Source organism: Mesorhizobium sp. WSM4935, assembly GCF_029625735.1.
Taxonomy (GTDB): domain Bacteria; phylum Pseudomonadota; class Alphaproteobacteria; order Rhizobiales; family Rhizobiaceae; genus Mesorhizobium.
Window position 1 is genome coordinate 1 of the sequence record NZ_JARTVR010000022.1, and the last position, 12,507, is coordinate 12,507.

A 12,507-nucleotide genomic window follows, 5' to 3' on the forward strand; every position below is an offset into this window, starting at 1 on the left:
GATGGATGCTGAAGCGTGGTAACTCCAGTCTCCTCGGTCCGGTCCGAATGGACAACCTCTCGAAAGCTCACACCTAGGATGGGTGCTGCCACGCGGCTCGGACTCAGCGTGCATTATCACGTAAATGTTGAGAGAATGAATGGCGCCGCGAAGGGCAATTCCAGCCGTCCAAAGCGACAGGCGTGTCGCGGCCTCGACATTGCAGTGGCGCTTACCTAACACGGCCTCACACTGCCCTCTAAACGGCCCCGAATTTGAACTGACGGCCCCTGGCCGGTTCATCGGGCAGGTCAAGGGCTAGGTGTAGTACACAGGGCTCATAACTTTCAGTTTCTAGTTGGTACGATGGGCCGTGGACGGTCGATGCAGACTTCAAGATGGCGAACGAAGCTCTCCATGCGTGCGTTGTCGAGGCAAGTGCCTTTGCCATGCTCGCGACTGGAGAGATTTCAAAATGAGCCTTGTAAGCGGAGAATGCCGCCGACGCTGTTCGGCTTGCTCGTGCCCTTGACGGCGGTAGGCTCGGCAGGGCCGAGGCCAGAGTTGCCGTAGTGGTCGTAATCGACCTCGGCTGTGACCGTGAAGCCGGGAACGACCATGTAGGCGACGTTTGCAGCCACACCAGCATCCTTGAGCTGATCACCCGAGACCTGAAGGTTGAACGAAGTTTTCTCGTCAAACTCGTAGGTGGCGCCCGCCCAGAAAGCCCACTGGCCGTTCCAGATTTTGTACGAGCCGCGCCCATGATTGGCAATTGCGCCGTTTGAGTCCTCGTTGAGACTGGCATTGGAACCGTAGCCGAAGAGTCCAAACAGCGACAGCTGGTTTGTGACAGCGACGTCGACGCGGATCTTGCCGGCAAAAGCTTCGTAATTGCTGTCATAAGCCGCGACGCCGATGATCGAGCCCCAGCCTTGCGTGTATTTCAAGCCGGCGACAACGTGCGGAATATAGCTGTCGATAGTACCGGCTGAGCCCGATCCTTGTTCGAGCGAAATCACAGTCGAAATGCCGTTGCCGGCGTCGAAGTGGTACTGAGCCACGTTGGTGTCGAAGCCGGCCGACGGAACGAGCATACTATCGAGAACGTTGCCAGCGTAGCTTGCAAACGTATCGAAGGCCGACCCCTCCTTGCCAACTCGCAGGCCTCCCAGCTCGACCCAGGCAGAAGCCAGTGCGAGGCCGCTGTTGAAATCATAGTTCTGAGGACTGTCATGCGAGTTAGCGCTGTTGCCAAAATTCACCTGGGTTTCGGTATAGGTCGTCAACGCGCCGAGCTCGGTCTGCTGGCCGGTCCAAGTTTTGAACGTGAAGCGTGTGCTGTTTCGCCAAGTGCCTTGGTCCTCGCCAGTTCTCACGTCCGAGGTTCTTGCGCTGTCATACGATCGGACGTCACCCAGGCCGATATCGTAACGGACATAGCCGCCGATGCGCAGGCAGGTCTCGGTGTTGGGAATATAGGAATATCCCGAGCCGAGGACGTCGCAGATCTTGATGTACTCGGCCGGTTCCCGCTCGGCGCCAGCTGCTCGACCGACGGAAATGGTCATCAGAGCAGTTAAGCCGAGAAGAGGACTCTTGATGTACATGTCTAGATCTCCATGAAGGAATAAAAAGGATAGAGGCGAAAGAGCAAGCTTTTCCTCTAAATTTTGTGCGTGTTGTCTCCAATATGTGGACGCCAAAGCGCTTGACACGAGAGGTGAGCCAGCGTAAAAGCCACATGTACTTATAATAGTGTTTTCTGCTAGGAGATTCATTATCGTTTACATGTGAAACACTCCGGTCGGACCGCTGCAGCTCTCCGAATAGAGCAGCAAGCGACATGCCAACCTGAAGCGTAGATGCGGCCGACACCAAAATCGGGCCGACGCGCCTTCGTCTCGCTGGAATCACTTTTTTTGAGGGTCACTGCGAAAAGAAATGTGCGACACGGTTCGCCATGTTCGATATGTGACAGTCTCGTTTAACAGCGACGGCTTCCCGTCTGACCGCAACGGAGGCCGCGCCATCCGCTACCGAGAAGGATCACTGCGCGTACGCTCCGCAAGGGCTGCGCCAGGAACAGAGGGCGTGCACGTCCGAGGCGTCGCATGGTGGCCGCAGCACCTTTTCGCCGCTGTAAGTTCGCCGTGCAGGTACATTGCGCGGCCGGAAGCGAGAGGGAGCGCACCCTGAAACGGCTGCCTACGGCTCGCCTCGAGTAATTGGCGATGAACAGTATTCTCGAGAACTTAGTCTCGACGGAAAGAGCAACGAAAGGAAGCCGCTTGGACGAGCACGATCCGAAGGAAGAACCGATCGAGACCATTTTCCGCAACGGCACAATCACTGCCGTGGGTATCCTGCTTGCCTTTTCCCTCGGCTTCCTCACTCATTGGGCCGCGAACCCCTTGCCATGGCAACTCTACGATCTGTTCGCCGTAGTGCCGATCCTGCTCGGCATCGCACTGCAGATGAGAGCGCTGTCCATGCTGCTCGACATGAGTTCCTTGCGGCGCCCCATCTACGAACGCGCCAATCGCATTTTCATGGTCGGCCTCATCCAGACCGCGTGTGGCGTCGGCATGGCCATCTTGGTCGATCTTTTCGGGATATCGGTAGGGGGCACGCTGCCCGGCGCTTGACGACAAGCCACACCGCTCTTCGCTCGAAGCGACGTCAAGCCGGGGAACCTTGTGCACCCCCTAGCGGCGTCCTCCTTTCATCAAATGAGCCGACGTCAGCTTTAGAGCGTCTCGGTGGCTAAAGCCGGTATGGTTTTTCGGCCGGCAGGGAAGGCCGCTGGCTGGACCTGGATGGCGTCTGAACGAGGCTTGACAGGTCCGTTGCGTCGGACATGAATTTCGCATTGCAAAGTTCTTCCGCAGACGCCTCAAGCACACTGCACTGGCGTCACGTACTCAGACGTTGAATGCGGCACCGCACCATCACCTCAGGCGCAACCATGGCACGCGCGCTCCCCGGCGTGGTTGACCCCATCCTGTCCAAACGAGACTGCGACATAAGCGGGACGCACTGACTTAGGTCAGAGACCAGGACGAGCGCGCAACGAAAGAATGATGGATGAGCGACGTGGGATGACAGCTCCTTGCACACCTCAATCCTGACAAAGTACCGGGACCCCCGGCCGCCTTGGTATACCATCTATCCGACTGTGCCAGACTTCTCTGCGGCAGTTGGTGCTGACGATTATGAGGAATGGCTGGGGGGCCTCCCGGCCGACGAATCGGTGTCGCTCTATTTCCACATTCCGTTTTGCCGATCCATGTGCTGGTATTGCGGCTTCCCTACCGCGGTCATCCGTCGCAACGGCCCGATCCTTAATTATTTAGCGGTGCTGCGTCAGGAGATCAGTTTGGTGTCGGAGCAAGTGCGGCAAGGGCTGCCGGTGAGCGATGTGCATTTCGGCGGCGGAACGCCTCACCTTATCGGGCCAGCCGAGCACTTGGCGCTGATGGAATTTCTACGCCGCCACTTCGCTTTCAGCAAAACTGCTGCGATCGCCGTGGAGATCGATCCCCGAACGTTCACACCGGAAATGGCCGAAGCCCTGGCAGCTAACGGTGTCAACCGCGCGAGCATCGGATGCAGAGCTTTGATCCCGATGTGCAAAGGCGATCAATCGGATCCAGAGTAAGGTGCAGACGGCCGCTGCAGTCCAAAATCTCCGCCGGCATGGCGTTGGCCATATCAACTTCGACCTCATCTTCGGTCTACCGAAACAGACTGTGCAGTCCTGCATCCAGACCGCGATGGCTGCGGTCGCCATGCGCCCCAACCGGCTTGCGGTGTTCGGATACGCGCATATTCCTTCCGTGATAAAGAATCAGCGCCTAATCGAGCAGGCAGGTCTACCGGACGGCGATCTTCGCGCCGAACAGGCTGCAACTGTCGCCGAGACACTGGTTGGCGCTGGCTACCGGGAGATCGGGCTCGATCATTTCGCTCCGCCGGACGACGAACTTGCGCTAGCGCCAGAAGACCGGGCGCCTACGGCGTAATTCGCTGGGATACTCGGCCGATACTTGCAAAACGTGATCGGCTTCGGCGCGTCGGCTATTGGCCGAGTCCGCGAGGGGTATGTTCAGAACGAAGTAACACGGGATTCTTACGCCCGGCACATCGCAAGTGGACGTCTGGCGACATCAAAGGGTCACCGTCTGACCGACGATGACCGGGTGCGCGCAGCGATCATCGAGCGACTGATGTGCGATTTGGAGGCCGACGTGCCGACCATCTGTGCCGCCCACGAAATCGAACCAGCTCGTTTTCTCGATTCAGTTGAGAGTTTGGTGACGCTGGCTGAGGAGGGGATCCTGGACGTCGAAAACGGCTTCATCCGCGTGCGGCCGGAGCACCGCTTTGTTGTTCGCGCCGTTGCTGCTGCATTCGATGCTTTTCTCGCGAATCGATGAGTTGAGGCCACGACGCCGAAAGGCATCAGACCTTGTTTGGCGCTCGTCGGCATGGGCTCTCGCAGAAGACTCCGCAAGCGTATGCAGGGGACTTCCACTTGACGCCGCGTTCACCATCATCTCGCCTGGGTGCGCGCGAAAGCGCACAACCCGGAGCACGCTGCTCTCGGTGTGAGGCTGTGCTCTGCAAAGCACCGGTGATCCACCCTGTCCCTGGACAGCAGCTTGATGGCGTCATCTTGGAGGACGAGAAAAGATTGTCGAGGTACGGGTACGAATTGCCTCGGTCGTCCGTTCAATCGAAAGCACTGTCTGCGGAGGCACCTCTCCTTCATGCAGTGACAGGAGATGCTGGGCGACTTCCTTATCTGCTGCGGTGAGTCGATGATTTAGGCGGAGAAAGTCCATCCAGGTGGGGGTGCGGAATGTCTCCGTCCAAAGTGACGGTGTTTGCAGATTTCGCTGGAGCGTCCAGTTTCGTGCACCGGCACGGCTCTGGACGTGTCGCCGCGTGCGCATGGAGCCCAGAAAGGCCTCGATATTTTCCTCCGATATCAAATACTCGACCTTGGCCACGATAGGGCCACTTCTGGGTTTCAGATCGAGAGCCACGTCCGGCGGATGAAAAACTGAACTTTCTTGATCGGTTTCTTCCCAGGGACGGACCGGCAACACGATCCCCGCTGCTGCAACCAGCAACAGAGCGCCTGCGGCGCCCTCCAATGCTGAGGTCAAGGAATAGTTTTGCGCGACAGAACCCCAGATCCAGCTGCCAGCAGCCATACCGCCTGCGCTCAAGGCGTAGTAAATGGAGAGCGTGCGGCCTACAACCCACCTTGGGCTTGCCAACTGCACCGACACGTCAATGCCCGTCCAGGTGATAAGCCAACCCGCTCCGCCGAGCGCCAGCGAAATGGCCGCCACAGGAAGCGACGATGTAAGGGCAAGGGAGAGGCAACAGACTGCACAAGCCACAGAGGCGAAGGCCACCAGCCTGTTTTGAGACGTGACCTTCCTCAAGAAGCCGTTGCCCATACCCGCGATGAAAGCACCCATGCCGAAGCCGGCCAATAAGATACCGTAGACAATTGGCCCACTCTTCAACTGATCCCGGACGACGAGGGGGAGCAACGCCAGAATGGAGATGCTTGCCAACCCGAAAAGAGCGGCTCGGGCGGTCGCTGCCCTGATCTCCAAAGACATCGCCGTAAAGCGCACTCCGTCATGAATTGCCGTCGTCATTCTCTCACGAGGGAGAGGCGAAGAGCGGACCTCCCATTTGGTGCGCCATATCGCGCTTATGGGCGCCAGATCACTCACCGCAGCCAAGGCGAAAGCGGCCAGCGGCCCAAAGACGGCCAGGATCACGCCCCCCAAGGCTGGACCAACGCTGCGCACAATGTTGTATCCGACGGACATAAGCGTCACTGCGGCCGGAATGTCGCGTTTGTGAAGGATATCGCCGACCGAAGCGTGCCAAGCCGGATCATTCAAGGCAAAGCCGCAGCCGGCCAGGAAACCTAACCCGAGAATCAGCCAAGGACTGACAAATCCCAGACCCACAGAAATCATCAGCGTCGTCGACGCCGATGCTATCAGGCAGTGTCCCGCAAACATCACCCACCGGCGGCTGAAGTTGTCGGCAATGGCTCCGGCGAAAACTGAGAGGAAGAACACCGGCAATGTGGATGCGGCCTGGACGAGTGCCACCATGAGGTCGGACGCTGAAATCGTTGCCATAAGCCAACTGATGGCGACCGTTTGCACTAGCCAACCGAGGCTGGAAATCTGGGTGGCCGCCCAAATTGAGCGAAACACCTTGTTTCGAAATGGGGCGAGCGTCTTTGAAACGGGCGGTTGGGGATTTTCGCTCTGCATGAGGTATTGCTGGCCTTCGATGAGCGCTGCGATTTGAGCAAGCGGGTCGATACTTAGACATCGCGGAGCACCGCACGGACCCCAGCTCTATGGAGCTTGCCGGCGACTATTTGCGTATTGAGCCATTCTCATAGTCTCATTCATGAGCAGTCCTGTGCGCAAGCATTGCTTTGCTAAATTCCCACCACAAGCGCGCCGCCGCTGAGACCCGCACCCGCTGCCGCCAAGAGGACTTTCTCGCCAGGCCGAAACGGCTGCGCCCGATGGGCCAGCGACAATGAGAGCGGGATCGTCGCGGCGGAAGAGTTGCCATATTCGGCGATCGTCTTGACGATCGAGTGATCAGCGATGCCGAGGTTCCTGCCGACCGCGTCGAAAATGCGCGCATTGGCCTGATGCGGCACGAAACGATCGAGGTCTTGCGGCCTCAGTCGGGCAGCAGTGAGCGCATCTCTCGAGCAGGCGGTCATCATCTCCACGGCCTTGCTGAATACTTCACGGCCGTCAGTGATCGTCATCCGTGTCTGCGCGAGGTCGAGGTCGGCATGGAACGGAGTGTTGCTTCCCCCGGCGGGAATCTGGATTAGCCCGTAGCGCGAGCCGTCGGAATCCACCGAAGCGCCGAGAATGCCTCGATCCGGGTCATCGCAAGGACTGATCACCATGGCGCCGGCGGCATCGGCAAACAGCACGGCGCTGGCGCGCTCGGCCAAATTGATGCGGTGGCTGAGGATGTTGGCGGCGATGACAAGGCTCGCTTTGCCGTGCAGGCGGGTGAACCCGTCGGCGAACATCAGCGCATAGATGAAGCCGGCGCAGGCGCCGGTCAGGTCGATCGCTCCGGCGCGGCCTAGCCCCAGCCGATGTGCGACCAGCGGCGCGCTTGGCGGCAGAAGGTGATCGGGCGTCGACGTGGCGAGCAAGAGTAGACCGACGTCGCCGCGGTCGATACCGGCATTGGTCAGCGCCATGTCGCCGGCAGAGGCGGCAAGGCCCGACAGCGTGTCTTCGTCTGTTGCCCAGAAGCGCGAGCGAATTCCGGTGCGCCGCTCGATCCAGCCGGGCTCAAGCCCGAGCCGGTCTTCGATTTCCGGGTTCTCGACCTTGCGCGTCGGCGCATGATGGCCGAAGCCGAGAACGCGCGACGATAGGTTCATGGCCGCGAGCCGAAGCGTTCGCCGGCCTCCTCTATCGCGTCATAGAGCCCGTCCAATTCGTCGCTGGTGATGCAATAGGGCGGCAGAAGATAGAGGACATTGCCGAGCGGGCGCACCAACAGGCCGCGCTCAAGGAAAAAAGCGCGCAGTTTTGGCCCGATCTCGGCCAGATAACCGGCTGAGCCGGTGCGTAGGTCGAGTGCCGCGATGGTGCCGGTTGTCCGGCAGTCGGTGAAATATGGATTGTCCCGGAAGCGTTGCAGCCCCGCGGCCTGCCTCGCGCTCAAGACCGCGATCCGCTCGGCCACCGGCTCGTCACGCCAGATCTCGACATTGGCAAGTGCTGCCGCGCAGGCGATCGGATTGGCGGTGTAGGAGCTCGAATGGAAAAACGTCTTCTTGCGATCCTCCGAAAAGTGAGCGTGGAAGATGGCATCGGTGGCGATCGTGGCGGCCAGCGGGATGGTACCACCGGTCAGACCTTTCGAGGTGCACAAGATGTCGGGCGAGACGGACGCCTGTTCGCAGGCAAACATGGTTCCGGTGCGCCCCCAGCCGGTCATCACTTCATCGGCGATCACGAGCGTGCCGGAGGCTTCGGCGATCCTCTTCAATTCGGCAAGAACCCAGGCCGGATACATCAGCATGCCGCCGGCGCCAAGCACCAGCGGCTCGACGATCAGCGCGGCTGCGCGCCGGTCGCGGCTAACGGCCTCGAACCGATCCAGCGTTTCCTGCTCGCGCCCGGCGGCCGGGAAGGGGATGGTGTCGACCTCGAACAGCAAAGGCTCATAGGCGGCGTTGAAGACGCCACGGGCGCCGACGCTCATCGTGCCGATGGTGTCGCCATGATAGCTGTGCTCCATGACGGCGATGCGCGAACGCGACGCGCCGATGTTACGGAAATAGCCGAGCGCCATCTTCAGCGCGACTTCGACTGAGGTCGAGCCACTGTCGGAATAGAACACCCGGTGGAGGCCGGCGGGTGCGATGCCTACAAGCGCCTCGGCCAGCCGTTCGGCCGGCTCGTGGGTGAAGCCCGCGAAGATGATCTGGTCGAGGCTCGAGGCGGTCGTCTCGATGGCCTTCATGATGCGGGGGTGGCGATGGCCATGGGTGACGACCCACCAGGAAGAAATCGCATCGAGGATGCGGAAGCCGTCGGCCTTGTGGAGATAGGCGCCTTCAGTCAGCACGATTTCAGGGAGCGAGGGCTCTAGCGCGTGCTGCGTGAACGGATGCCAGACTCGAGACTCCGCCATCAGTCGCCTCCGGCAATCATGGCCAGGTCGAAGCCGGAAATCATTGCATCTCTCAACGTTTCACCCGTCAGCGGACCGAGGTGCGGCAGCCTGCCCAGCTGCGGCACGCCGCCGAATTCCACGATTGTCCTTTGTGTATCGGCCACCTCTTCGCCAATGAAGGCAATGCCGATGAGCGGGATGGAGCGGGCTCTCAGGGCCTCGATCGACAACAGCGTATGATTGATGGTGCCAAGCGCGGTGCGGGCGCACAGTATGACCGGCAGCCGCCATTGTTCGAATATGTCAATGAACCTTGTCTGTCGATTGAGCGGCACCATCAGCCCGCCGGCGCCTTCGATGACGAGCGGTGTCGGCAGGACCGGAAATGAAAGATCGTCGGCCTCGATCGCGACGCCGTCGATTTCGGCTGATCGATGCGGCGACAGCGGCATCGTCAGTCGATAGACTTCGGGCAGCACGCGTCCGTCGGGCAAGCCGGAAAGCCGGGCGACGACCTCGCTGTCGGTCTCCTCGTTGAGGCCCGATTGCACCGGCTTCCAGTAGAAGCCGTCGAGCAGCCCGGCAAGTCCGGCCGAAAACACTGTCTTGCCAATTCCAGTGTCTGTTCCGGTGACGACGATGCGTTTGGTCATGCTGTGGCCAACACTCCGACGAGAGCCTCGACCATGGCGGAAATGTCGGCTTCGTCGACGTTGAGAGTCAGCGAAATGCGCAGGCGCGACGTACCCTCAGGCACTGTCGGCGGGCGAATGCCGCGTATGTCGAAGCCGCGTGCCTGCAGTCCTGCCGCCACCGCCATGGTGCGGCTGTTATCGCCGATCACAAGCGGCTGGATCTGCGAGCCGCTGGGCATCACGCCGCAGCGTTCGGCCAATTGCCGGCTCGCGAAAGCGACACGCTCGTGCAACTGAGCACGACGCATAGGCTCGTCAGACAGAATAGTCAGCGCCTCACGTGCCGCGACTGCCATCAGCGGCGATGGTGCGGTCGCATAGATGAATGGCCGGCACCGGTTGATAAGATAGTCGCACAGTGTTCGCGGTCCGGTAACGAGCGCGCCGGATGCGCCAAGCGCCTTGCCGCATGTGTGGAGCGTGACGATGTTGTCGCGGCCTTCATACGCGGCGGCCAGTCCCCGGCCGTCCGGTCCCCAGACGCCGGTGGCATGCGCTTCATCGACGACGATGAATGCCTGGTACCGATCAGCCAGCGCGACCAGGCTCTCCATCGGCGCACGGTCGCCATCCATGCTGTAAAGGCTTTCGAAGGCGATCCACACCCGCCCCATGCCGCCTTCGGCGCGCCAGCGGGTGATTGCGTCCTCGACAGCGTCGACGTCGTTGTGCGCGGCCAGCTTGAACTCAGCGCGCCCGGCCTGGGCACCCTCATGCATGCTGGCATGAGCGAGCTCGTCGAGGACCAGCAGGTCGCCTTTCTGCGGCAGGGCCGTCAGCAGAGCGAAGTTGGCGATATAGCCGCTGCCGAAGAACAGTGCACGCTCGGCTCCGAAAAATGCCGCTGCGTCCGCCTCCAGTTGCTCATGTTCCGGTGCATTGCCGCGCAACAGCCGCGATCCGGTGGCGCCCACTGGCGTGCCCCGCGCAATCGCCGTCGAAACCGCATCGCCCAGTCTTTTGGAGGCGGCAAGTCCGATATAGTCGTTCGACGAGAAGTCGAGCCCGGCGCGCGGTGCGAGCGTCCGCAACCGGTCCTTGCGCCCCAGTCCCCGCAAGGTTGCGTCATAGCGGGCAAGAATTGCCTCCTTCATTGCGTGGCGAGTTCCATAGGCTCAATGCCGAGGCGCCGGAACAGAAGGGTATCCTTGTCCTCGCCGGGATTTCCCGCCGTCAGCAGCGTGTCGCCGACAAAGATCGAATTGGCGCCGGCAAAGAAGCACAGCGCCTGCGTTTCGTCGCTCATCGCCGTCCTGCCGGCGGACAGCCTTACATAGGATTTCGGCATCATCACCCGCGCGAGCGCAACGATGCGGACGAAATCGATCGGATCGATGGCGTCGGCCGCGGCAAGCGGCGTGCCTTCGATGGGAATAAGCATGTTGATCGGCACGCTTTCCGGCGGCTCGGGCAGGTTCGCGAGCGTGACCAGCATGTCGATGCGATCGGTCTTTTCTTCTCCCATCCCGACAATGCCGCCGCAGCAGACTTTCATCCCAACCGCGCGCACGTGCCCAAGCGTTTTCAGCCGGTCGGCAAAAGTCCTGGTTGAAATAACCTCGCCATAGTAGCGCTCAGAGGTATCGATGTTGTGGTTATAGTAGTCGAGACCGGCCTGCTTCAGGCGAGCAGCTTGCTCAAGATCGAGCATGCCGAGCGTCATGCAGGTCTCCATGCCGAGGGCCTTGACGCCCTCAATCATGGCGACCACAACGTCCATGTCGCGCTCCTTGGGACTTCGCCACGCCGCGCCCATGCAATAGCGCGTTGCGCCGCCATCACGCGCCTTGGCCGCTTCGTCGATGACATGCTTGACGTCCACCAGCTTCGACGCCTTCACACCGGTTTCGTAATGCGCAGACTGGCTGCAATAGCCGCAATCTTCGGGGCACCCGCCGGTCTTGATGCTAAGGAGCCGCGACAGCTGCACTCGGTTTCGATCGAAGTTCTGGCGGTGGATCGTCTGAGCCAGGAACAGCAGATCGTTGAATGGCATGCCGTAGATGGCCTCGGCCTCTTTGCGGTTCCATCGCGGAGGCGTTCCGTCGACCGATTGCATGGTCTGGTTCACGTCGAACTCCGAGTTCATTCCAATCGTCATCGTCAAACCTTTGTTTGCTAGTCCGGTACGCCTTCTTGGCTTTGGGGCGCACTCGCTAAAGGCGAGCTGCGGCACGTCTTTCCAGCACCTCCTACGCCTGCCGAGCTGATGTTGCTCCTCACGCCGTAATCCTCAGTTCAAGTGCTTGCAGATGTTCTGGTGGTCCGGCATGTCCAGGCCGATGTCGAGGATCGGGGCGCTGTGCGTCAGCCAACCCATGGAGATGAGATCGACACCGGTCGCCGCAATCGCCGCCGCCGTTTTCGGCATCACCCGACCGGACGCCTCGGTGATCGTACGGCCATCCACTATAGAAACCGCGCGGGCAAGATCCTCGACCGACATATTGTCGAGCAGCACCGCGTCAACACCAATCGCGAGCGCTGCATCGAGCTGCTTCAGCGTGTCGACCTCGACCTCGACCTTCACCATATGCCCTGCTGCGGCGCGCGCCCGCTCTATTGCTGTGCGCATATCGCCGGCGATCGCGATGTGGTTGTCCTTTATGAGCACGCCGTCATCGAGGCCGAACCGGTGATTGGCACCGCCGCCGACGCGCACGGCGTATTTCTCCAATGCCCGCAGCCCGGGCGTCGTCTTTCGCGTCGATACAATCCTCGCCTTGTGACCGCGCACGGCCTCAACCATGGCCGCTGTGGCAGTGGCAATGCCGCTCAGCCGGCATAAGAAATTGAGGGCCGTGCGTTCGGCCGTGAGCAGGCCTCGTGCGGGTCCGGACAATCTTGCAATGGTTTCCCCGGCCCCAACCTCGCTGCCATCAGGGCGCCAGATCTGGATGTTGATCGCCGGTTCCACGAGAAGGAAGGCATACGAGACCAGATCGAGCCCGGCAACGACGCCCGCCTGCCTCGCTTTGAGCACCAACGTGGCAGTGCAATCATACGGGATAACCGCATCGGTGGTCAGGTCGCCGGATCTGCCCAGGTCTTCGAGGAGCGCAACGCGCACAATCGGTTCGATCAGGGTCGCGGGGAGGGGGGAGAATGAAGTCAT

The 12,507-nt window shown here is 60.6% G+C and carries 9 protein-coding genes and 1 pseudogene; 2 read left to right on the forward strand and 8 right to left on the reverse strand.

Translation table 11 applies throughout. The annotated features are described in order from the left end of the window. Window positions 1-449 precede the first annotated feature (449 nt). Window positions 450-1,589, reverse strand: coding sequence for a porin (locus P9273_RS29805; RefSeq protein WP_063169258.1), 1,140 nt, complete (start codon window positions 1,587-1,589; stop codon window positions 450-452). 681 nt (window positions 1,590-2,270) lie between these two features. On the opposite strand from P9273_RS29805, the gene P9273_RS29810 reads away from it, so the two are divergent. Further along, a complete protein-coding gene (locus tag P9273_RS29810) occupies window positions 2,271-2,627 on the forward strand; it encodes a hypothetical protein (RefSeq protein WP_024505577.1) in 357 nt (118 codons plus the stop codon). Between the two features lie 464 nt (window positions 2,628-3,091). After that, a pseudogene (gene hemN / locus P9273_RS29815) lies at window positions 3,092-4,418 on the forward strand (oxygen-independent coproporphyrinogen III oxidase). Window positions 4,419-4,652: 234 nt separating this feature from the next. On the opposite strand, the gene P9273_RS29820 reads toward hemN, so the two are convergent. From P9273_RS29820 to nadC, 7 genes are all read right to left on the reverse strand, one after another. After that, entirely contained in the window at window positions 4,653-6,296 is a 1,644-nt protein-coding gene (locus P9273_RS29820; protein WP_063169257.1) for an MFS transporter, read from the reverse strand. A 173-nt stretch (window positions 6,297-6,469) separates the two neighbouring features. Beyond that, the gene (locus P9273_RS29825) at window positions 6,470-7,453 is read right to left on the reverse strand and encodes a beta-ketoacyl-ACP synthase III (protein ID WP_063169256.1); all 984 of its coding nucleotides are present in this window, start codon (window positions 7,451-7,453) and stop codon (window positions 6,470-6,472) included. After that, complete coding sequence (locus P9273_RS29830; RefSeq protein WP_063169255.1) at window positions 7,450-8,715, reverse strand: adenosylmethionine--8-amino-7-oxononanoate transaminase; 1,266 nt, start codon at window positions 8,713-8,715, stop codon at window positions 7,450-7,452. The genes P9273_RS29825 and P9273_RS29830 overlap by 4 nt, the downstream gene beginning before the upstream one ends. Then, entirely contained in the window at window positions 8,715-9,350 is a 636-nt protein-coding gene (bioD, locus tag P9273_RS29835) for a dethiobiotin synthase (protein ID WP_063169254.1), read from the reverse strand. The genes P9273_RS29830 and bioD overlap by 1 nt, the downstream gene beginning before the upstream one ends. Continuing rightward, window positions 9,347-10,486 (reverse strand): 8-amino-7-oxononanoate synthase, encoded by a 1,140-nt coding sequence (locus P9273_RS29840; RefSeq protein WP_024505572.1) that lies wholly within the window; start codon window positions 10,484-10,486, stop codon window positions 9,347-9,349. Before P9273_RS29840 ends, bioD begins: the two co-directional genes overlap by 4 nt. Next, on the reverse strand, window positions 10,483-11,451 hold the full coding sequence (gene bioB, locus P9273_RS29845; protein WP_224570943.1) for a biotin synthase BioB: 969 nt from the start codon (window positions 11,449-11,451) through the stop codon (window positions 10,483-10,485). Before bioB ends, P9273_RS29840 begins: the two co-directional genes overlap by 4 nt. 174 nt (window positions 11,452-11,625) lie before the next feature. After that, window positions 11,626-12,507, reverse strand: a complete 882-nt coding sequence (gene nadC / locus P9273_RS29850; RefSeq protein WP_063169252.1) for a carboxylating nicotinate-nucleotide diphosphorylase — start codon at window positions 12,505-12,507, stop codon at window positions 11,626-11,628.